Source organism: Natronohydrobacter thiooxidans (genome assembly GCF_001884735.1).
Lineage (GTDB): Bacteria > Pseudomonadota > Alphaproteobacteria > Rhodobacterales > Rhodobacteraceae > Roseinatronobacter > Roseinatronobacter thiooxidans_A.
Window position 1 is genome coordinate 532,945 of sequence record NZ_MJAP01000003.1, and the last position, 19,882, is coordinate 552,826.

Genomic DNA, 19,882 nt, shown 5'->3' on the forward strand with positions numbered 1-19,882 from the left:
AGGGTTATCCACAGATTTCGTGGACAGGTTTTTCGTTGCTGTCCGAGTGAAAACATTGCAGCGTCGCAGAGAATCACGCACAAGCGCATCATGTCCGAACCCAGCCCCCCCCAAGCTTCCGCTACGTCAGATTTGCGCGGTCATGCCTGTATCGCCGCGCATGTGAAACAGCTTGACGGCTCGCCCGGTGTCTACCGGATGCTGAACGAGAAATCCGAGGTGCTCTATGTCGGCAAGGCGCGCAATCTGCGCGCGCGGGTGTCGAGCTATGCGCGCCCCACCGGGCATTCGGCGCGGATTGCGCGGATGATTTCCGAGACCAGTGCGATGATGTTCCTGACCACGCGGACGGAAACCGAGGCGCTGCTTCTGGAGCAGAACCTGATCAAGCAGCTGAAGCCGCGCTACAATGTGCTGCTCAGGGACGACAAGAGCTTTCCCTATATCCTGCTGCCCAAGGATCATGCCTATCCGCAACTGCGCAAGCATCGCGGGCGGCGTTCGGTGAAGGGCAGCTATTTCGGCCCCTTTGCCAGCGCGGGCGCGGTGAACCGGACGCTGAACCAGTTGCAGCGGGTGTTTTTGCTGCGCAATTGCGCGGATTCGGTGTTCAACAGCCGGACGCGACCCTGCCTGCTTTATCAGATCAAGCGCTGTTCTGCGCCTTGTGTGGGCTATATTTCCGAAGCGGATTATGCCGGGCTGATTGCGGATGCCGAGCGTTTCCTATCGGGCAAGAGCACGAAGATACAGGCGCAACTGGCGGAAGAGATGGCAAAAGCCGCTGACGCGATGGAATTCGAGCGCGCGGCGGCGCTGCGCGACCGGATCCGGGCGCTGACGCAGGTGCAGCAAAGCCAGGGCGTGAACCCGCGCGGTGTGAGCGAGGCGGATGTGATCGCGCTGCATCTTGAAAAGGGGCAGGCCTGTGTGCAGGTCTTTTTCATCCGCGCCAATCAGAGCTGGGGGAATCGCGATTTCTACCCTGCGACCGGGGCGGGGGCGGAAGAGCCCGAGATTCTGGAGGCGTTTCTGGGCCAGTTCTATGATGGCAAGGAACCGCCCCGGCAGGTGATCCTGTCGCATGGGATCGAGAATGCCGATCTGATGGGGCAGCTTCTGTCCGAGCGCGCGGGGCGCAAGGTCGAGCTTCTGGTGCCGCAGCGGGGCGAGAAGGCGGAACTGGTCGAGAATGCCGCGCGCAATGCGCGCGAGGCTTTGGCGATGCGGATGGCCTCCTCCGCGGCGCAGGGGCGGATGCTGGAGGGGCTGGCCGAGGCTTTCGGGCTGGAGGCGCCGCCCGCCCGCATCGAGGTCTATGACAACAGCCATATTCAGGGCACGGATGCGGTGGGCGCGATGATCGTCGCGGGGCGCGACGGGTTTTTGAAGAGCCAGTATCGCAAGTTCAATATCCGCGGTGACGGGATCACGGCGGGCGATGATTTCGGCATGATGAAGGAAGTGCTGACGCGGCGTTTCGAGCGGCTGTTGAAGGAAGACCCGGACCGGATGGGCGAGACCTGGCCGGATCTCTTGCTGATCGACGGGGGCGCGGGGCAGATCAGCGCCGTGGCCGGGATCATGGCGGATCTGGGGGTGGATGACATTCCGGTCGTGGGGGTGGCCAAGGGGATCGACCGCGATGCGGGCAAGGAAGAGTTCCACCGTCCGGGGAAGCGCCCTTTCGCGCTGCGCCATAATGATCCGGTGCTGTATTTCGTGCAACGGCTGCGCGATGAGGCGCATCGGTTTGCCATCGGCACGCATCGCGCCAAGCGGGCGAAATCGGTGAGCGCCTCGCCGCTCGATGATATTCCCGGTGTCGGGCCGGGGCGGAAACGCGCGCTTCTGGCGCATTTCGGCTCTGCCAAGGCGGTGTCGCGGGCGGGGCTGGCCGATCTGCAGGCGGTGGAGGGGATTTCAGAAGCGCTGGCGCAGGTGATCCATGACCATCTCAACGCGCGGTGAACGCATCGTGGTGCTGACCGGCGCGGGGCTGTCGGCGGAATCGGGGCTGGGGACGTTTCGGGACAAGGACGGGCTCTGGACGCGCTATGACCTGAATGAGGTCGCCACGCCCGAGGGGTTCGCGCGCAATCCCGCGCGGGTGCATGAGTTTTACAATGCGCGGCGGGCGAATTGTCTGGGGGCGCGGCCCAATGCGGCGCATGACGCTTTGGCGCGGTTGCAGCGGGCGCGGCCCGACCGGGTGACATTGGTCACGCAGAATGTGGATGATCTGCTGGAACGCGCGGGGGCGCGGGATGTGATCCACATGCATGGGGAACTGACCCGCGCGCTATGCGCGGCTTGCTTGCATCGCTGGGACGCGCCGCTTGTGATGGAGGTCGCGGCCCCCTGCCCGGCCTGCGCGCGCCCTGCGACGCGGCCCGATATCGTCTGGTTCGGGGAAATGCCCTATCACATGGAGCGGATCGGGGCGGCATTGCAGGCGGCGGATCTGTTCGTGGCGATCGGTACATCAGGCAATGTCTATCCGGCGGCGGGGTTCGTGCAGGAAGCGGCTTTTGCCGGGGCGCGGACGCTGGAATTGACGCTGGAGCCCTCGGCCACCGCATCGCTGTTTGACGCGGCGCGCTTCGGACCTGCGAGCGTGCTGGTGCCGGACTGGGTGGCGGAGGTGTTGGGGTGATCGGGCGACCGCCTATCTGCGAAGCGCGGCCCCCAGGCGGGCGACCTTTTCGACATCGAGGCTGAGGGCCAGATCCTTCGCCCCCAGCCTGTCGAGCGGGAACCAGCCTGCTTCCAGCGCGTCATCCGCCGCCAGTGGTTCGCCGGACAGCCATGTGCAGAGCACGGCCACAAGAACGTAGTGATGCCGCAGATGTCCCTGCGCATCGTGGTCGAAGGCGTCAACTGCGGTGAAGACGCGCTCTGCCCGCGCCACGACCCCGGTTTCTTCGGCCAGTTCACGGATTGCGGCCGCTTCCAGCGCTTCGCCCAGATCGACCTTGCCGCCGGGAAAGCCCCATCTGCCTGCATCCGGCGGATTGGCGCGGCGCACCAGCAGAACCTGATCCTGCCGGAACAGAACCGCGATGGTCGCGACAACGGGCCGTGTCTGCGCGCCCTGCATCATGCGCCGCCCTCGGGTTCCGGTGGCTCCAATGCGGGGCTTTCCTCGGTGTCGTCAAACTCGACCGACAGGCTCTTGCTGGTCTTGGCCCCCAAGGTCTTGAGCGTCTCGACCTGACGCAGCAGATTGCCGCTGCCGCGCGAAAGCTGGCCCATGGCGGCATCATAGGAGGTTCCGGCCTGTTGCAGGCGTTTGCCGACCTGATCCATGCTGCTGACAAACCCCGCCACCTTGTCGTAAAGCAGCCCCGCGCGGCGGGCGATTTCCTCGGCATTCTGGTTGCGCCGTTCGACCGCCCAGACATGCGCGACCGTGCGCAACGCCATCATCAGCGTGGTGGGGGTGGCGATGGTGATATGACGCTCCAGCGCGTATTCGGTCAGCGCGCCGTCCTGACGCAGCGCCTCTGACAGCGCACCTTCGATCGGCACGAACATGATGACATAATCGACGCTGGCGGCTTCGGCGAACTGGTAGCGCTTGGCCGACAGCTCGTTGATATGGCTGCGCAGCGAGGCGATATGGCGCTTGCGGGCGATTTCGGCGTCCACATCCGTTTCGGCATTCACCGCATCGGTATAGGCCACAAGCGAGACCTTGCTGTCGATGACCAGCGATTTGCCGCCAGGGATGCGGACCACGACATCGGGGCGCAGCCGCCCGCCCTCGTCGCTGGTGCGATGGGCCTGGGTCTCGTATTCCTCGCCCTCGCGCAGACCGGAGCGTTCGAGAATACCTTCGAGCACCATCTCGCCCCATGCGCCCTGCCGCTGCTGGTCGGATTTCAGCGCACGGGTGAGGGCAAGCGCTTCTTTCGAGACTTCCTCGGAGCGTTTGCTGAGTTGCTGGATCTCGGCCTTGAGCGCGGCGCGGTCATCCACGGTCGCTTTATGGACCGCTTTCAATTCGCGCTCGAAATGGCCGACATGTTCTTTCAGCGGCGTGAGCGTGGCGCTGAGGCGTTCGAGATTGGCTTTCGAGAATTCCTCGCCCTGCACTTTCAGCGCCTCACGGGCGAGTTCCTGAAATTTCGCCTCCATATCGGCGCGGACCTTGCCAAGGATCTCGATCTTTTCCTCTGACGCGGCCTTTTGCGCGCGCAATTCGGCCTGCAGGCGGTTGATCGTGCCGGTCAGATCCTGTTTTTCCACTGCCGCCGTATCCAGCCGGTCGCGCAGGCTGGTGATCTCGGCGCGCAGCTCGGCCATGGTTTCGGCATGGCGGCGGGTGGTGTCCTCGGCATCCTTCAGGGCGGATTCAAGCTGGGCAGAGAGGCGCGAGATGCGGCTGGCGGCGGTTTCGGCGCGTTCGGCATCGGCGTCGAGTTTGGTGCGCAGTTTCGACAGATCGCCGTTCAGCCGGTCAATCTCGGATTTGCGCTCCTGCGCCAGCGCCTCGGCCCCGGTGGCGCGGCCCAGCGCCGCGCGCAATTCGGCCTCGGAGGCGCGCAGCCCGGCGGAATCGCCGCCGCGCAGGCGCAGGGCCAGGAGGATGGCGGCCAGGGCGACAAGGGCGAGCAGAAAACTCGCGAGGAGGATCGGATCGAGGGTTTCGATCAGTCTGGGAAGGGTCACGGGCGGGGCCTGTCTTGGGGAGATGGAGCGCGGAGTCTAGGCGGCGCGCGCGGCAATGTGAAGAGTGGCGGCCAGAGTGCACCTCGACCCGCCTGGGCAGGCTGTGCCACAGCCGCTGCCCACGGGGGGACGGGCCTTGCGGCCCGTGGCCTTTGGCGAGAGCATTTCGGGCAAGATGAAGTCTCGGGGGGGGGGAGAGCAGGCTGATCGGGAAGGGCGGCTAGAGGATCAGGCGCGGATTGTCGCCCATATCCAGCCCCGGAAAGACGGTGCGGGCGATATCGGAGGCGCTCAGGCCGAAGAGATCGCGCATCGCCCAGCCGGCATAGGCGCGGATGTCGCGCAGGGGCATCAGGTCGCGGCCTGCATACATGTCAGGCTCGGCCAGCCCCGGCCAGCCGCCGAACATGCGCCCGCCGCGCAGCGCACCGCCTGCCAGCAAAAGCGCGCCGCCCGTGCCGTGATCTGTGCCGGTGCTGCCATTCTCGCGCAGGGTGCGGCCGAATTCGGTCATGGCCAGAACCGTGGTGCGGCCCCAGTCCGGCCCCAGCCCGGCGCGCAGCGTCAGGATCGCATCCTGCAACCGGCCCAGCGCGGGCAGGATCGCGCGGGCCTGATTGTAATGCGTGTCCCAGCCCGAGAGCGAGAAACTGGCGATCCGGGTCGGGCCGCGCAATTGCTCGGCAACATAGGCCGCGAGCGCGCCCGTATCGCCCGCAGCGGGCTGCGCCATCATGGCGCTATCCGCGTCCTCGCCGTCCTCGGGCAGATCCATGCCGGTCATGTCGAGCGCGGTCAGTCCGGCCTCGGCAAACAGCGGATCGGCGGCGAAGAGATAGCCCAGCAGCAGGCGGCTTTGCGGGCTGAGGTCCAGCTCGGTCCCCGGTGCCCATTGGGTCATGGCGGCCTGACCTTCGAGGATCAGCATGCGTTCACGCCCCACGGCAAAGGCCGTGCGCGCATCGGCCTGCGGCAGCAGCGTCAGCATCCGGTTCAGCCAGCCAGTGCGCTGCAGTGCGGGCGGCAGGGGGCCTGCGGTGCCTGCCTCCAGATGGTCCTGCCCGTCGAAATGGCTGCGCCGGTCGCGATAGGGCGTCGAGGTCGCGGGCGCGAAGGCCAGTTCGCCCGCCTGCCAGAGCGGGTGCAACCCGTCCAGCGCGGGGTGCAGCGCGAAGAAATTGTCGAGCGCCAGACCGTCGCCCGCCAGCGTGGGGCGCAGGGCGCGGAATTGCGGGTCGCCCATGGGGCGCAGCAGATCGAGCCCGTCCATCGCGCCGCGCAGGATGATCACGACCAGCCGGTTGTCACCGGGGGCGGCGGCGAGGGTCACCGGGGTCAGAAGCGGGCTGGCCGCTGCGGAACAGCCGAAGCCAAGGCTGCGGGTCAGGAAGCGGCGGCGGCTGAGAGACTGCTGCATATGCGCCCCCTATCTGCGGTTGAAATCGGGCGCGGCGAGGATCAGTCCGATCCCCTGCGCGCGGGTTTCGGCCCCGGCACTGGCGCGGCGCAGCGCGTCGCTGGCCGCATCTGCCAGCGCGATCTCGATGAAATCGCGCGGATCATTGTCGGTGGGGACCAGTTGCGCCAGCCCCATCGCCCAATCGATCCGCGCGGCCAGTGCCTGCGGGGTGATCCATGCCGGGGCCGCATCGCTATAACCTGCGGGGCTGGGCACTTCCTCATGCGGCTCGCCCATCAGGCGCAGGGGGCCGTCAAGGAAACGGCGGGTTTCGTTGCGGGACAGACCAAGGATCGTTGCGGGGTCCACCGCCAGCGCGCGCAGGCTGGCGGCCATCATCTCGAAAGGGGCGCGGGTCTTCGACAGCGGGCCATCCCATGCGGCGGGGTGTTCGAGCATCGCGCGGTAGAGCGCGGGGAGATCGCCCTTCGCATTCAGATAGCTGGCCGCCATATGCGCCACGAGCTGCGGATCGGGCGCATCCGAGATGAAATGCCGCGCGAGTTTTGTGGCCAGATGCTGCGCGGTCTCTGGCCGCAGCGCCAGATCATCGAGCGCGGTCAGGATATGATCGAGCGTGACCGGCCGCCCGCCATAGCGCGTGCCGAAAATCTCGATAATGCCCGGCTCGGCGATATTGGGGCGGAAGCTGAAGCCGTCGTCCAGCGTGTAGGTCAGCCCGGTCAGCAGCCGCGCCATCTGGGTCACGTCCTCCTGGCTGTAGCCGCCCGCGACGCCCAGCGTGTGCAGTTCCAGCAGTTCCCGCGCGAGGTTTTCATTCAGCCCGCGCCCACGCCGCCGCCCCGCACGGCTGGCCGGGCCGACCGAGCGGTTCTGATCGAGATAATCGAGCATTGCCGGGTGCAGGATCGCGGCTTTGAGCATCTCGGCGAATGGGCCCTGCAGATGCGGGCGCAGCGCGTCTTCGGCATAGGGCGCGCGCAGGAAGCGGAGCGTGCCGGTTTTCGCCTGCAGCGCGAAATGGTTGGACCAGAAGCGGCTCAGGCGCTCGAAAAACCCGGTTTCCGCTGTGGCCAGACGGATCAGAGTGGCGCGCAGATCGGCCAGCGCGTCATCGCGGTCGCTGCGGTTCAGCAGGCGCAGGGCCTCTTGCGCATCCGCGTCGCCATCGCGGCGCAGGCGGCGCAGGTCGCGCCGCTCGATGGCGCGGGCAAGGCGGGTGTCCCAAGAGGTGACGGGGGGCACGGTGCGGGCGGTCTCGCGGTCAAGGCTGTCCCACAGCGCTGCCGCCCCGTGGGGCGGGGCATGGTCCGGGCCAAGGCCCGCGCCGAAACGGATGGCGGCCAGTGTGGGTTTGGAGATCATCGGCGATCCGGATTGCACTGGCCCGCACTATGGGCGCAGGGGGCCTGCGGGCGCAAATCACATTCCGGCGTCAGCGCGCGGCGCGGGCGCGATGGGCGCGGATTTGCCCACCCAGCGCCAGCGTATAGGCGGCCAGATCATCGAGCGCGGCCTGCGCGGCGTAGCTGTCCTGCGCTGTGATCGCCGTGACAAGCGCCTGATGGGCGGCGATGATGCGCGCGCGTGACCGGGCGGTGAAGGTGATCATGTTCATCAGCGGTTGCATGGCTTCGACCGCGCCCGCGAGATGCCAGGCCAGCACCGGATTCCCGGCAGCATCGACCAGCGCGCGGTGAAAGGCTACATCCGAGGCGCAGAAGCTTTCATCCGTGAGGTCAGGATCGCTTTGGCGGGTGATTTCCGCGCGCATCCTGTCCAGATGCTCGGGTTTGCGGCGCGCGGCGGCCATGGGCAGGCAGGCGCGTTCCAGCGCGAATCGCGCTTCGCAGGCGGTTTCGAAATCGATCGCGTTCATCGACAGAAGCAGGGTCGCGGTGGTGGCGAGATGGTCCTGCGCCTCGGCAAAACTCAGGCGGTTGACAAAGGCCCCGCCGGTCGCGCCCCTCTGGGTGCGGATCAGGTTTTGCGCGGCCAGACGTTTCAGCGCCTCGCGCACTGTGGGGCGCGAGACGTTGAATTGCTGGGCCAGATCGGATTCAGAAGGCAGGCGCCCCTCGGCCTGCAACTCGCCTGCGATGATGGCTTGGCGGATCGCCTCGGCGATCTGGTGGGAATAGTCGCGCGCGCTGTCGGGGTCGAGTTTCACCGGGTTGTCCCTGCTAATTGTCTGACATTTCTATTTGTCAGGCGCGGTGCGGCCTGATATGTCTGACATATACGATCCTGGCCGATTGGCCAAGGCTGGCATTGCACGCAGGGAGGGGGCATGTCGCAGGCGAACCGATTGCACCGGATGCGTGCGCCGCATTGGCTGGGCCTGTATGGCATGATCGCGCTGGCATGGGGATTGCTCTATGCCATGCAATTGCCGCCCGATCTGCTGGCGGCGGCGAGTGTCTACGGCGCCGGGTTCTGGGAAGCGCTGTGCCGGGTCGAGCCGGGGCTGGCGGGGGCGCCGAATATCCTTGCGATGTGGGCGCTGATGTCGGCGGCGATGATGGCCCCCACGGCCCTGCCCGCTTTCGCGACATGGGAGGATCTGGTGCAGACCGGGCGCGCGCAGGGCTTTGTGCGGCTGGCGGGCGGCTATCTGCTGATCTGGCTGGGTTTCGCGGTGCTGGCCACGGGCGCGCAGCTTGCGCTGGCGGGGGCGGGATTGCTGACGCCTCTGGGGGAAAGCGCGAATATCTGGCTGACAGCGGCGCTGCTCTTGGGCGCGGGGGCTTATCAATTCTCGACATTGAAGGGGGCCTGTCTGGCGAAATGCCGCCGTCCGCTGGTGTTTTTCATGCAATATTGGGGCGAGGGCCCGTTTCGCATGGGGCTGCGGCTGGGCGCGGTCTGTCTGGGCTGCTGCTGGGCGCTGATGGCGCTGGCTTTTGTCGGCGGCACCATGAACCTGATCTGGATGGGCGGGGCGATGGTGCTGATGATGCTGGAAAAACTGCCCGAGATCGGCGCGCGGCTGACGCGGCCGCTGGGCTTTGGGCTGCTCGCGCTGGGCGCGGCGGTGATGATTTCCGAACTGGGAGGATGGATATGAGCGATCTGCTGGACAAGCCCGTTGTGGGCACGGTGCCCTGGGCGATCAGGGGGGAGTTGATCCTGAACTGCAACTGCACGGTGTTCTGCCCCTGCGTGGTATCCTTGGGCAAACATGCCCCGACCGAGGGCTATTGTCAGGCATGGGCCGGGGTGCGGATTGACACCGGCCATTATGGCGAGACGGATCTGTCAGGGCTGAATGTCGGGCTGATGCTGGAAATTCCGGGGCTCATGGCGCGCGGCAACTGGAAGGCGGCGGCATTTATCGACGAGCGCGCCTCGGATGCAGCCTATGAGGCGCTGGTGAATATCTTCTCTGGCGCGGCGCGCGGCACAACGGGGCTGTTCGGGATGCTGGTCAGCGAGTTTCTGGGAGCAGAGCGCGCGCCGGTGAGCTATGAGACTGAGGGCGACAAGCGCCGCCTGATGGTCGGCAAGAAGATACAGGGCGAGGTCGTGCCGGTGCGCGGGGCCGACCCCGCGCGCGAGATTGTCGTCACCAATACCGAATATTGGATGGGGCCGGATATCACGGTGGCCACCGCCACCAAGGGCCGGGTGCGCGCCTTTGGCCGGGTCTGGGATTTCGACGGGCGCAGCGCCGAGATCTGTCAGATCGACTGGAAAGGGCCCGGAAGGTGAACCTGCCGCTTCTCTCCCCTTCGCGCCGCTTGCGGCGCACGCCGTTCTCGGATGGCGTCGAGGCTGCGGGCGTGAAAGCCTACACCGTCTATAACCACATGCTGCTGCCGACCGTGTTCGCCTCGGTCGAGGAGGATTATCACCATCTGAAAGCCGCCGTGCAGGTCTGGGATGTGGCCTGCGAGCGGCAGGTGGAAATCCGTGGCCCTGATGCGGCCCGTCTGGTGCAGATGCTGACCCCGCGCGATCTGCGCGGCATGTTGCCGGGGCAATGCTATTATGTGCCGATTGTCGATGAAACCGGCGGCATGCTGAATGATCCCGTGGCGGTGAAACTGGCCGAGGATCGCTGGTGGATTTCCATTGCTGACAGTGATCTTCTGTATTGGATCAAGGGGCTGGCCTATGGCTACCGGCTGGATGTGCTGGTCGATGAGCCGGATGTCTCGCCGCTGGCGGTGCAGGGCCCGCGGGCCGAGGCGCTGATGGCGCGGGTCTTTGGCGATGGGGTGAGTCGGCTGCGCTTCTTCCGCTTCGGGCATTTCGACTTTCAGGGCCGGGATATGGTGATCGCGCGCTCGGGCTATTCCAAGCAGGGCGGGTTCGAGATCTATGTCGAGGGGGGCGATATCGGCATGCCGCTCTGGCAGGCGCTGATGGAGGCCGGGCGCGATCTGGATGTGCGGGCGGGCTGTCCCAATCTGATCGAGCGGGTGGAATCGGGTCTCTTGAGCTATGGCAATGACATGACCGATGACAACACGCCGCATGAATGCGGGCTGGGGCGGTTTTGCAACACGCAAAGCGCAATCGGCTGTATCGGGCGCGATGCGCTGTTGCGCGTGGCGCAGGAAGGACCGGTGCGCCAGATCCGCGCCATCGAGATTGACGGGCCGCGCGTAGGAATTTGCGACCGGCACTGGCCCGTGACGGATAGCGCGGGGCGCGTGGTGGGGCGGGTGAGTTCCGCCGCCTGGTCGCCGGATTTCGGCACCAATGTCGCCATCGGCATGGTGCGGATGACGCATTGGGAGGCGGGCACGGAACTGCAGGTCGCGGCCCCCGATGGGCTGCGCGCGGCGCGGGTGCGCGATGGGTTCTGGAATTGAGAGAAGGAGCAAGGCAATGACATTCAAGGCATTGGTGGTCGAGAAGGACGAGAGCGGCAAGACCCATGCGGCGGTGCAGGAGATCAGCGAGGACCAGCTGCCCGAAGCCGAAGTGACCGTTGCGGTCGAATACTCAACCGTGAATTACAAGGACGGGCTGTGTATCGGGCCCGGTGGCGGGCTGGTGCGGCGCTATCCGCATGTGCCGGGGATTGATTTTGCGGGGACGGTCGAGGCGTCCAGCGACCCGCGCTACAAGCAAGGCGACAAGGTGGTGCTGACAGGCTGGCGCGTGGGCGAGGCGCATTGGGGCGGCTATGCCGGAAAGGCGCGCGTCAGGGCCGACTGGCTGGTGCCGCTGCCCGAGGGCTTGAGCACACGTCAGGCGATGGCCGTGGGGACCGCCGGGTTCACCGCCATGCTGGCAGTGATGGCGCTGGAGGCGCATGGGCTGCGCCCCGGCGACGGGCCGGTGCTGGTGACGGGGGCTGCGGGCGGTGTCGGCTCGGTCGCGGTGGCACTGCTGGCGAAGCTCGGCCATGAGGTGGCGGCGGTGACGGGGCGGCCAGAGACGGAAGCCTATCTGCGGGGGCTGGGCGCGAGCCGGATCGTGCCGCGCGCGGAACTGGCCGAGACGGTCAAGCGCCCGCTGGAATCCGAGACCTGGGCGGGCTGCATTGATGCGGTGGGCGGCGCGATGCTGGCGCGGGTGCTGGGGCAGATGAAATACCGCGCCTCGGTCGCCGCCGTGGGGCTGGCCGGGGGCGCGGCGCTGCCTGCGACAGTGGTGCCGTTTCTGCTGCGCGGGGTGAATCTGCTGGGGATTGATTCCGTTTTGCAACCCTATGCGAACCGGATTGCGGCCTGGGAACGGATTGCGCGCGACCTGCCGATGGAGAAGCTGGAAGCGATGATCCAGCCCGCGACGCTGGAGGATCTGCCGCGGCTGGGGGCGGAGATCCTGAACGGGCAGGTCAAGGGGCGGGTTGTGGTGGATGTGCGGGCTTGATGGTGGTGATGGTTTCGCACCAACCACAAGATATTGCCGCGCCGATCCGAATGTGCTACATTTGTTCTATCCTCGATTCGACGGGGGAGATAGGAGAGCTGCCTTGAAGGCTGTTTTTGTTTCCCCTGACTTAGAACGTTGATGTTGCCGCGTTAACGGAGCGCCTTGAAAGGGGTGAAGGTGAAATCACTGGCAGTTGGCCAAGGGCGGCAACTCTTGGTTCGCAAACTGAGTGTCTTGTCCGAGAATGCTCGGGTAGCAAGGCAAAAGCTGGAGCAACGGGATGTTGGCACAGCTTGGCTTCTCAGGCCCCGCGACCGAATGATCAGGCGTCTTGCTAGGGCGCTCAAGGTTGTGACTTGAAAAGACCGAGGCGATGCCTCCTCTGGCAAAGCTATGGCCTTTTCCTAAGAGCAATTCGTCGTACCAGTGGGCGGCCCCGAGGAAACTTGCGGGCCGTTTCATTTTTCAGTTCGCGTTGTCAGCAAGATTGACACTTGTCGCGGAGATCCTGAAGGGGCGGGTTGTGGTGGATGTGACTGCGTAAGGTGCGTGCTCAGCACGCACCCTACCCGGTGCCGCGCGTTACAATCCGTCCAGCCCCGCGCGCAAGGTCTCTGGGAGACCCGCGCGCTCCATATGCTGGCGCAGGCGCTGGTTATAGCCGCCTTCAGTGTTCAGCGCGGCGATCAGCGCGGCGCTGTCCTGTCCGCTCAGGCTGCTCGTGACCAAGAGGCGCAGGAAGGACTCGCCCGCCGGACCATCGCCCAGCCAGTCCGCCGCCGTACCCACCAGTTGCGCAACCGGCGACAGCACCGCCTGCGCGCAGAGATAGGCCGCGAGCCGCGCCTCAGACTCCATCTCGAAAATCCGGTTGGCGGGGGTGAAGAGAGCGCGCAGCACTGCCATATCCCCCAGCGCGAGGATCGGCGATCCCCCCTCTGCGATGCCCGGATAGGGCAGCATGATCGCGCGGGCCTCTGCGGGGGCGACCAATGTCGCCACCTGACCGAGCGGCATATCGGCCATGAAGGACACAACTTTCTGCCCCGCGCGAAAGGGCAGACCTTCGAGCACCGTCGGCGCCTGCGCAGCCAGAAGGCCCAGAAACACCAGCTCGCTTTCGGCCACAACTTCCGCATTCGGGGCAATAGTGACTTCGGGGATGTCATGGGCCAGCGCCTCTGCCCGCGCGCGGCTGCGCGGCGAGACGCGGATCTGATGCCCCTGCCCCGCCAGCCCGCGCACCACCGCCGAGGCAATTGTGCCGGTTCCCAGAAATCCGAGTCTCATCTGTCCCTCCTGTGTCATGCCCTCGGCCTATTCTGCGCAGGCTCTTGCAGGGATGCAAAGCCCGCTTGTGCTTTCAAGGCTTGACCCTGCCCCCCGATCCATGGGCAGGTCGCATTCAAGACAGGGTGCGGACAGGTCAGGCAATGGGACATCAGATAAAGGCCGCCTTCTGGATGGGCGGCGCCATCCTTTCTTTCATCACCATGAGCGTGGCCGGGCGCGCGGTGCAGGCCGAACTCTCGACCTTCGAGCTGATGTTCTGGCGCTCGCTGATCGGGCTCGTGCTGATCTGCGGGGTTGTGCTGGCGCTTGCGCGGCGCAGGCCGGTGCCGCTGCGCCCGACCCGCCCCGGCCTGCATGCGCTGCGCCATGTGGTGCATTTCGCGGGGCAGAATCTGTGGTTCTATGCGCTGATGCTGATCCCCTTGGCGCAGCTTGTGGCGCTGGAATTTACCATGCCGATCTGGGTCGCGCTGCTGGCGCCGCTGGTGCTGGGCGAGATCTTCACCCGCAGGCGGATACTGGTGGCGCTGCTGGGCTTTGCGGGCGTGCTGATCGTCGCGCAACCGGGCACGCAGGCTTTGAATATCGGCCATCTGGCCGCGCTTGGCGCAGCGGTGGGGTTTGCGCTGAATATCATGCTGACGAAACGGATCATGCGCGAGGACGGGGTGCTCTGCGTACTGTTCTGGATGTCGCTGTCTCAGGGGCTGATGGCGCTGGCGCTCAGCCTCTGGGGCGGGTTCACATGGCCCTCTTCCGCGCTCTGGGGCTGGATCGCGCTGGTAGGCGTCACCGGCCTGAGCGCGCATTACGCGCTGACCTCGGCGCTGGCGCTGGCCCCGGCCACGACGGTCGCGCCGATGGAATTCCTGCGCCTGCCGCTGATCGCGCTGGTGGGGCTGTGGCTCTATGCCGAAGCGCTGGATCCGCTGGTGTTTCTGGGGGCCGGTGTGATCCTGCTGGCCAACTGGATCAACCTGCGCCGGGCCGATGCGGTGCTGCCGCGCCAGATCCTGAGCCGCAGGCCGGACTGAGCGAAAGCGGCCTGCCGGTCGCGGGAAATTCAGGAGTGATCGGAAAAATCCTGTTCACAGGGGGCCGGTTCTGTGGTTTCTAACGGGTGCTCGTCTGTTTGACGCGTCAAGACAAAAAACCATGGGAGGACTACATGGATCGTCGTTCATTTCTGAAAACCTCGGCTCTCGGGGGCACGGCTGCTGCGGCCTCGACACTGGCGGCGCCTGCCGTTGCGCAGGGCCGTATCACCTGGCGCATGGTCACGACATGGCCGCGCAATTTCCCCGGTCTGGGCACCGGCGCGCAGCGCGTGGCCGACCGGATCAACGCCGCCGCCGATGGCGCGCTGACCATCGAGGTTTTTGCCGCAGGCGAGATGGTGCCCGCGCTGCAATCGCTGGATGCCGTGATCGACGGCTCGGCCGAGATGAGCCATGGTGCGGCCTATTACTGGCAGAATAAATCCGTGGGCCTGTCCTTCTTCACCGGGGTTCCCTTCGGCATGACAAGCCGCGAGCTGGCGGCCTGGGTGCGCTATCTGGGCGGGCAGGAGCTGTGGGACGATATCTATGATGATTTCGGGCTTGTGGGCTTCCTGTCGGGCGATACGGGCACGCAGGCGGGCGGCTGGTTCCAGAATGAACTGTCGGGGATCGAGGACATTCAGGGTCTGCGCTTCCGCACGCCGGGTCTGGGCGGGCAGTGCTGGCAGAAGATGGGCGCATCCGTGACCAACCTTGCCGGTGGCGAGATTTTCGCGGCGCTGCAATCGGGCGCGCTGGATGCCGCCGAATTCGTCGGCCCCTATAATGACCGCGCGCTGGGCTTCCATCAGGTGCGCAAGCATTACTATACCAGCTCCTTCATCGAGCCGGGTCTGGCAACCGAACTGGTGGTGGACAAGGCGAAATATCTGGACCTGCCCGCCAATCTGCAGGGCATCATCCGCGATGCCTGCCAGGCGGAATATGATCAGGTGCCGTCGGAATTCTATGCCAATGACCCGATTGCGCTGGCCGATATGGTCGAAAATCACGGGGTCATCGTGCATAAGGACTGGCCCGAGAGCATCCTTGAGGCTGGCGCGAAAGCCTCGCGCGAGATCCTTGAGGAGATCCTCGGCAGTTCCGACGCCAAGACCAAGGCCGTGGCGGAAAGCTTCGTGCAGAATCTCAACCTGTTGCGCCAGCGTACCGAGAATACCGATCTGACTTTCGCGCTCGCGCGCGAGAAGTATTTCGACATCTCGGATCTGGGCTGAAACTGACGGAACGGACCGATCTTGGCGGCCCCGGAGAAGATCCGGGGCCGCAATTTCGCGCCCGCGCCCCCTGCAAAACGAGGCTGGCATGACTGCGCTTTCCTATCTGATGCGTCTGATCAACCTGATCAACCGGATCATCGGCAATACGTTCATGTGGTTGTCGGTGGGGATCGTGCTGGTCTGTTTCTGGGTCGTGGTCGAGCGCTATATCTTCCTGAACACGCGGCTCTGGATGCAGGATCTCTATCCCTGGATGAACGGGGTGATGTTCACTGCGGTCGCCGGATATGCGCTTTACCGCAATGACCATGTGCGGGTGGATATCTTCTACCGCCCGGCCTCGACGCTGCGCAAGGCCTGGCTCGATCTGCTGGGGGTCTGCGTGTTCCTGATGCCCTTTGCCTGGGTGGTCTGGAGCTATTGTCTGGTCTTCGTGCAGCGCTCCTGGCGGCTGGGCGAGGCTTCGGCCAATCCCGGCGGCATGCCGGGGCTGTGGGTGCTGAAAACATTCATTCTGGTTCTGGCCGTGGTGATCGCGCTGCAGGGGCTGGCGATGGCGATCCGCTCGATCCTGATCATCGCCGGGCGCGACGATCTGGTGCCGGAGGATTACAAATACAAATACGACACGGAGCACGGCTGAGATGGATCCCGTTCTGATTGGCGAGATCCTCGCCGGGCTGATGTTCTTTGCCGTGATCGGCTTTCTGTTGCTCGGCTTTCCGGTGGCTTTCACACTGGCGGGCACTTCGGTGCTGTTTGCCTATCTGGGCCTCTATTTCGGTGTGTTCGACCTGTCGAACCTGCGCGCGCTGGCCGGGCGCTACACCGGCTATATGATCAATGAAGTGCTGGTCGCGGTGCCCTTGTTCATCTTCATGGGGGTGATGCTTGAGCGCAGCAATATCGCCGAGCAGTTGCTGACCACGATGGGCAGGCTCTTTGGCAATATGCGCGGGGGGCTGGGGATTTCGGTAATCCTTGTCGGCGCGCTGCTGGCGGCCTCTACCGGGGTTGTGGGGGCGACCGTGGTCACGATGGGGCTGATCTCGCTGCCCGCGATGCTGCGGGCGGGGTATGATCCGAAACTGGCCTCGGGGGCGATCTGTGCCTCGGGCACGCTGGGGCAGATCATCCCGCCCTCGACCGTGCTGATCTTCATGGGCGACATGATCGCGGGGATGAACAGCCAAGTGCAGATGAGCCTTGGCAATTTCGCCCCCAAGACGGTTTCGGTGGGCGATCTCTTTGCGGGCGCGATCATTCCGGGGCTTCTGCTGGTCGCGCTTTATATCCTCTATATCCTCTACAAGGCGATTTTCGACCCGGAAAGCTGCCCTGCAACCCCGGTGCCGCCGGAAGAGAAGAAAGGGCTGTGGAAGGAAATCCTCTTTGCGCTGATCCCGCCCTTGCTGCTGATCGCGGCGGTGCTGGGCTCGATCCTTGGCGGGATTGCGACGCCGACCGAGGCGGCCTCGGTCGGGGCTGTGGGCGCGACGCTTCTGGCGGCGCTGCGCTGGCGGCTGTCCCTGGGCGTGTTTGTCGAGGTGGCGCGGCGCACGGCGGTGATCACCTCGATGATCTTCATCATCCTCTTCGGCGCCTCGGTCTTTGCCATCGTGTTCCGCCAGATGGGCGGCGACAATCTGGTGCGCGAGTTCCTGACCTCGATGCCGGGCGGTGCGATGGGGGCGATGATCCTGGTGATGCTGATCATGTTCATCCTCGGCTTCATTCTGGACACGTTCGAGATCATCTTCATCGTGCTGCCGATCACCGCGCCGACGCTGCTTCTGCTGGGCGTCGATCCGGTCTGGCTGGGGGTGATGATCGGGGTGAATCTGCAGACGAGCTTCCTGACGCCGCCTTTCGGCTTCTCGCTGTTCTATCTGCGCGGGGTGGCGCCGAATTCGGTCAGCACGGGGATGATCTACAAAGGCGCGGTGCCGTTTGTGGCGCTGCAGGTCTTCGGGATCGCGCTGCTGTTCATCTTCCCCGGACTGGTGCTCTGGCTGCCCTCGGTGCTGTTCTGAGCGGGGTTTGCGTAGGGTGCGTGCTCAGCACGCACCCTACCGTCCCGCCACCAGCACCAGAAGCCCCGCGATCTCGGCCAGTTGCTGCCCCGCGCCCAGGACATCGCCGGTCTGCCCGCCAAGACGGCGGCGCGCGAATGTGGCCAGCCCGAGCGTGAGGGCAAGCTGGGCGACAATGACCGCCAGCAGGGGCAGCAGGGGCAGGAGCGCCGCCGCCGGGGCCAGCGCCAGCAGCGCCGCCGCGCCCAGCATCCGCCCGGTCACCGCCTTTGCGGCATGGCCCAGCCCATCGGCGCGGGCGGGGGGCAGGAGTGTCAGCAACAGCACCGGGGCCAGACGGCTGAGCATGGCCAGCGCCACAAGCGCCGCCAGCGCGAGGGGCAGATCCGTTTCCGCCAGCAGCAGCAGCGCCTGCCAGCGGAGGCCGACCGAGAGGATCAGCGCCAGCGCGCCATAGCTGCCGATACGCGAATCGCGCAGGATCTCCAGCCTGCGCGCGGGGCTCTGCCCGCCCCAGATGCCATCGGCGCAATCCGCGAGCCCGTCCTCATGAAGCGCGCCGGTCAGCGCGATCTGCACCATGAGCGCGATCAGGACGGCCAGCGGCAAGGGCAGGACAGTGGCCGCCAGCGCGAGGGCGAGCGCCGCGCCGCCGCCCACGGCGAGCCCGGCCAGCGGAAAGGCCCAGGCGCTTGCACCGATCCCCGGCACCGGGTCGTGCAGCCGTCCGGCTGGCAGGCGCGTCAGCAGCATCAGGGCCAGCCGCGCCTCTGCCAGCCGGGCGCGGATCATGCGCCGGAGACCCCGGCCTCGGCGAAGGTGGCCATGCCGTTATGGCAGGCCAGTGCCGCGCGCAGAATGCCCAGTGCCAGCGCCGCGCCCGAGCCTTCGCCCAGCCGCATGTCGAAATCCAGCACCGGCTTTTGTCCGAGTGCCGCCAGCAAGCGGCGGTGGCCGGGTTCGGCCGAGGCATGGCCCACGAGACAATGCGCGAGATGGCGCGCGTCTGCGGCATGCAGGCAGGCCGCCGCTGCGGTGCAGATGAAACCATCCAGGATCACCGGGATGCGATGCGCGCGTGCCGCCAGCACCGCGCCGCAGATCGCCGCCTGTTCGCGCCCGCCAAGGGCTGCCAGAACCTGCATCGGCGCAAGCCCGGCATGGCGGCGCAGGCCCGTCTCGATGGCCGCGATCTTGCGCGCGACGCCTGTCGCATCCGAGCCGGTGCCGGGGCCGACCCATTCCGCCGCACTGCCACCAAAAAGCGCCGCCGCGAGGGCTGCCGCGACGGTCGAATTGCCGATGCCCATTTCGCCAAGGATCAGGATATCCGCGCCCGCATCCACCGCCTGCGCGCCACGGGTGATGGCGGCCAGTGTCTCGGCCTCGCTCATGGCAGGGCCGGTGGTGAAATCGCCCGTGGGCTGGTCCAGATCCAGTGCCACGACCTGCAGGTCCGCGCCATTCACTGCGCAAAGCTGGTTGATCGCCGCCCCGCCCGCTTCGAAATTCGCCACCATCTGCGCGGTCACGGCCTGCGGAAACGGGTTCACGCCCTGCGCGCAGATGCCGTGATTGCCCGCGAAGATCAGCGCCTGCGCGCGGGCGATCTGCGGGCGCTCGCTGCCCTGCCATCCGGCCATGAAGATCGCCAGTTCCTCCAGCCGCCCCAGCGCGCCGGGGGGTTTGGTCAGGCTGTTCTGGCGCGCAAGGGCTGCCTTGCGCGCGCCCTCATCGGCTTGCGGCAGCGACCCGGCCAGAGCGGCGATCTGCGACAGCGTGGTGATTTCCATTCATTTCATCCTCAGTGACAGGCCGGCGGCGGTGAAATGCACCTCATCGGCGGCGGCGGCGACAGTTTGATTGAGCCAGCCCTGCGCGTCGCGAAACCGCCGGGCCAATGCGTTTTCGGGCACGATCCCCATGCCCAGCTCATTGCTGACGAAGACCACGGGGCTGGATTGCGCGCGCGCGAGGGTCAGCATGTCCTCTGCCGCCGCGCGCCAGTCCTGATCGGCGAGCATCAGATTGGTCAGCCACAGGGTCAGGCAATCGACCAGCCGGGGCTGACCTTCTGATGCGCGCAGTGCGGCGATCAGATCGCGCGGGGCGGAAAGCGTGCACCATTCCGGGCCGCGCCGCGCCTGATGCTGGGCGATGCGCGCGGCCATCTCGGTATCCCAGGCTTCGGCGGTCGCGATATAGGTCGCGGGCTGGCCAAGCGCCAGTGTCGCGGCTTCCGCCAGACGGCTTTTGCCCGACCGCGCGCCCCCAAGATACAGCAGAATCCGTGCCATGCTTGCCCTTGCCCCTTTCGCGTTCGTAAAGCAGATAAGGGAGGCTGGCTTC

Annotated in this window: 19 protein-coding genes; 10 read left to right on the forward strand and 9 right to left on the reverse strand. The window is 66.0% G+C overall.

What is annotated here, in order from left to right:
- The first annotated feature begins 90 nt into the window (after positions 1-90).
- Together uvrC and BG457_RS05090 are read left to right on the forward strand one after the other, a co-directional pair.
- A complete protein-coding gene (gene uvrC / locus BG457_RS05085; protein ID WP_071795884.1) occupies positions 91-1,971 on the forward strand; it encodes an excinuclease ABC subunit UvrC in 1,881 nt (626 codons plus the stop codon).
- On the forward strand, positions 1,949-2,656 hold the full coding sequence (locus BG457_RS05090) for an NAD-dependent deacylase (RefSeq protein WP_071795885.1): 708 nt from the start codon (positions 1,949-1,951) through the stop codon (positions 2,654-2,656). Before uvrC ends, BG457_RS05090 begins: the two co-directional genes overlap by 23 nt.
- 12 nt (positions 2,657-2,668) lie before the next feature.
- Here BG457_RS05090 and BG457_RS05095 read toward each other — a convergent pair whose 3' ends face one another.
- The 5 genes from BG457_RS05095 to BG457_RS05115 form a co-directional block, all read right to left on the reverse strand.
- Positions 2,669-3,103: an NUDIX domain-containing protein gene (locus BG457_RS05095; protein WP_139257553.1), complete on the reverse strand. Its 435-nt coding sequence runs from the start codon at positions 3,101-3,103 to the stop codon at positions 2,669-2,671.
- Positions 3,100-4,674 (reverse strand): DNA recombination protein RmuC, encoded by a 1,575-nt coding sequence (locus tag BG457_RS05100; protein ID WP_071795886.1) that lies wholly within the window; start codon positions 4,672-4,674, stop codon positions 3,100-3,102. The genes BG457_RS05095 and BG457_RS05100 overlap by 4 nt, the downstream gene beginning before the upstream one ends.
- A gap of 220 nt (positions 4,675-4,894) precedes the next feature.
- Positions 4,895-6,091 carry a DUF1501 domain-containing protein gene (locus BG457_RS05105; protein ID WP_071795887.1) on the reverse strand — a complete coding sequence of 399 codons (1,197 nt, stop codon included), beginning with the start codon at positions 6,089-6,091 and terminating at the stop codon, positions 4,895-4,897.
- Positions 6,092-6,100: 9 nt separating this feature from the next.
- Positions 6,101-7,459, reverse strand: a complete 1,359-nt coding sequence (locus BG457_RS05110) for a DUF1800 domain-containing protein (RefSeq protein WP_071795888.1) — start codon at positions 7,457-7,459, stop codon at positions 6,101-6,103.
- Between the two features lie 70 nt (positions 7,460-7,529).
- On the reverse strand, positions 7,530-8,264 hold the full coding sequence (locus BG457_RS05115; protein ID WP_071795889.1) for a FadR/GntR family transcriptional regulator: 735 nt from the start codon (positions 8,262-8,264) through the stop codon (positions 7,530-7,532).
- A 120-nt stretch (positions 8,265-8,384) separates the two neighbouring features.
- Here BG457_RS05115 and BG457_RS05120 point away from each other — a divergent pair, with 120 nt between their 5' ends.
- Genes BG457_RS05120 through acuI form a run of 4 tightly spaced genes read left to right on the forward strand, consistent with a single transcriptional unit; the run spans position 8,385 to position 11,923 of the window.
- The gene (locus tag BG457_RS05120; RefSeq protein WP_245770930.1) at positions 8,385-9,161 is read left to right on the forward strand and encodes a DUF2182 domain-containing protein; all 777 of its coding nucleotides are present in this window, start codon (positions 8,385-8,387) and stop codon (positions 9,159-9,161) included.
- Entirely contained in the window at positions 9,158-9,805 is a 648-nt protein-coding gene (locus BG457_RS05125; RefSeq protein ID WP_071796074.1) for a DUF1326 domain-containing protein, read from the forward strand. Before BG457_RS05120 ends, BG457_RS05125 begins: the two co-directional genes overlap by 4 nt.
- Entirely contained in the window at positions 9,802-10,914 is a 1,113-nt protein-coding gene (locus tag BG457_RS05130) for a dimethylsulfoniopropionate demethylase (protein WP_071795891.1), read from the forward strand. Before BG457_RS05125 ends, BG457_RS05130 begins: the two co-directional genes overlap by 4 nt.
- A gap of 16 nt (positions 10,915-10,930) precedes the next feature.
- Positions 10,931-11,923: an acryloyl-CoA reductase gene (acuI, locus tag BG457_RS05135; protein WP_071795892.1), complete on the forward strand. Its 993-nt coding sequence runs from the start codon at positions 10,931-10,933 to the stop codon at positions 11,921-11,923.
- Positions 11,924-12,508: 585 nt separating this feature from the next.
- Here the strand turns inward: acuI and BG457_RS05140 are convergent.
- Positions 12,509-13,216 (reverse strand): NAD(P)-binding domain-containing protein, encoded by a 708-nt coding sequence (locus BG457_RS05140; protein WP_071795893.1) that lies wholly within the window; start codon positions 13,214-13,216, stop codon positions 12,509-12,511.
- A 143-nt stretch (positions 13,217-13,359) separates the two neighbouring features.
- Between BG457_RS05140 and BG457_RS05145 the strand changes: the two genes are divergently transcribed.
- The 4 genes from BG457_RS05145 to BG457_RS05160 all read left to right on the forward strand — a co-directional run bounded on the left by BG457_RS05145 (position 13,360) and on the right by BG457_RS05160 (position 17,533).
- Positions 13,360-14,253, forward strand: coding sequence for a DMT family transporter (locus BG457_RS05145; RefSeq protein ID WP_071795894.1), 894 nt, complete (start codon positions 13,360-13,362; stop codon positions 14,251-14,253).
- A 134-nt stretch (positions 14,254-14,387) separates the two neighbouring features.
- On the forward strand, positions 14,388-15,497 hold the full coding sequence (locus BG457_RS05150; RefSeq protein WP_071795895.1) for a TRAP transporter substrate-binding protein: 1,110 nt from the start codon (positions 14,388-14,390) through the stop codon (positions 15,495-15,497).
- Between the two features lie 88 nt (positions 15,498-15,585).
- Complete coding sequence (locus BG457_RS05155) at positions 15,586-16,143, forward strand: TRAP transporter small permease subunit (RefSeq protein WP_071795896.1); 558 nt, start codon at positions 15,586-15,588, stop codon at positions 16,141-16,143.
- A gap of 1 nt (position 16,144) precedes the next feature.
- Positions 16,145-17,533 carry a TRAP transporter large permease gene (locus tag BG457_RS05160; RefSeq protein WP_071795897.1) on the forward strand — a complete coding sequence of 463 codons (1,389 nt, stop codon included), beginning with the start codon at positions 16,145-16,147 and terminating at the stop codon, positions 17,531-17,533.
- Positions 17,534-17,569: 36 nt separating this feature from the next.
- Here BG457_RS05160 and BG457_RS05165 read toward each other — a convergent pair whose 3' ends face one another.
- From BG457_RS05165 to cobU, 3 genes are read right to left on the reverse strand one after another with little or no spacing between them, the layout of a single operon-like run.
- The gene (locus BG457_RS05165) at positions 17,570-18,325 is read right to left on the reverse strand and encodes an adenosylcobinamide-GDP ribazoletransferase (protein ID WP_071795898.1); all 756 of its coding nucleotides are present in this window, start codon (positions 18,323-18,325) and stop codon (positions 17,570-17,572) included.
- Complete coding sequence (gene cobT, locus BG457_RS05170) at positions 18,322-19,326, reverse strand: nicotinate-nucleotide--dimethylbenzimidazole phosphoribosyltransferase (protein WP_071795899.1); 1,005 nt, start codon at positions 19,324-19,326, stop codon at positions 18,322-18,324. Before cobT ends, BG457_RS05165 begins: the two co-directional genes overlap by 4 nt.
- Positions 19,327-19,830: a bifunctional adenosylcobinamide kinase/adenosylcobinamide-phosphate guanylyltransferase gene (gene cobU, locus BG457_RS05175; RefSeq protein WP_071795900.1), complete on the reverse strand. Its 504-nt coding sequence runs from the start codon at positions 19,828-19,830 to the stop codon at positions 19,327-19,329.
- Positions 19,831-19,882: the final 52 nt, after the last annotated feature.

Excerpts from the sequence above, each read along its gene's own strand:
- cobT (WP_071795899.1), bottom strand. The coding sequence starts at position 19,326 with ATGGAAATCACCACGCTGTCGCAGATCGCCGCTCTGGCCGGGTCGCTG.
- BG457_RS05140 (WP_071795893.1), bottom strand. The coding sequence starts at position 13,216 with ATGAGACTCGGATTTCTGGGAACCGGCACAATTGCCTCGGCGGTGGTG.
- BG457_RS05120 (WP_245770930.1), top strand. The coding sequence starts at position 8,385 with ATGTCGCAGGCGAACCGATTGCACCGGATGCGTGCGCCGCATTGGCTG.
- BG457_RS05165 (WP_071795898.1), bottom strand. The coding sequence starts at position 18,325 with ATGATCCGCGCCCGGCTGGCAGAGGCGCGGCTGGCCCTGATGCTGCTG.
- acuI (WP_071795892.1), top strand. The coding sequence starts at position 10,931 with ATGACATTCAAGGCATTGGTGGTCGAGAAGGACGAGAGCGGCAAGACC.
- BG457_RS05105 (WP_071795887.1), bottom strand. The coding sequence starts at position 6,091 with ATGCAGCAGTCTCTCAGCCGCCGCCGCTTCCTGACCCGCAGCCTTGGC.
- BG457_RS05090 (WP_071795885.1), top strand. The coding sequence starts at position 1,949 with ATGACCATCTCAACGCGCGGTGAACGCATCGTGGTGCTGACCGGCGCG.
- BG457_RS05145 (WP_071795894.1), top strand. The coding sequence starts at position 13,360 with ATGGGACATCAGATAAAGGCCGCCTTCTGGATGGGCGGCGCCATCCTT.
- BG457_RS05160 (WP_071795897.1), top strand. The coding sequence starts at position 16,145 with ATGGATCCCGTTCTGATTGGCGAGATCCTCGCCGGGCTGATGTTCTTT.
- BG457_RS05095 (WP_139257553.1), bottom strand. The coding sequence starts at position 3,103 with ATGATGCAGGGCGCGCAGACACGGCCCGTTGTCGCGACCATCGCGGTT.
- BG457_RS05110 (WP_071795888.1), bottom strand. The coding sequence starts at position 7,459 with ATGATCTCCAAACCCACACTGGCCGCCATCCGTTTCGGCGCGGGCCTT.
- BG457_RS05125 (WP_071796074.1), top strand. The coding sequence starts at position 9,158 with ATGAGCGATCTGCTGGACAAGCCCGTTGTGGGCACGGTGCCCTGGGCG.
- cobU (WP_071795900.1), bottom strand. The coding sequence starts at position 19,830 with ATGGCACGGATTCTGCTGTATCTTGGGGGCGCGCGGTCGGGCAAAAGC.
- BG457_RS05150 (WP_071795895.1), top strand. The coding sequence starts at position 14,388 with ATGGATCGTCGTTCATTTCTGAAAACCTCGGCTCTCGGGGGCACGGCT.
- uvrC (WP_071795884.1), top strand. The coding sequence starts at position 91 with ATGTCCGAACCCAGCCCCCCCCAAGCTTCCGCTACGTCAGATTTGCGC.
- BG457_RS05155 (WP_071795896.1), top strand. The coding sequence starts at position 15,586 with ATGACTGCGCTTTCCTATCTGATGCGTCTGATCAACCTGATCAACCGG.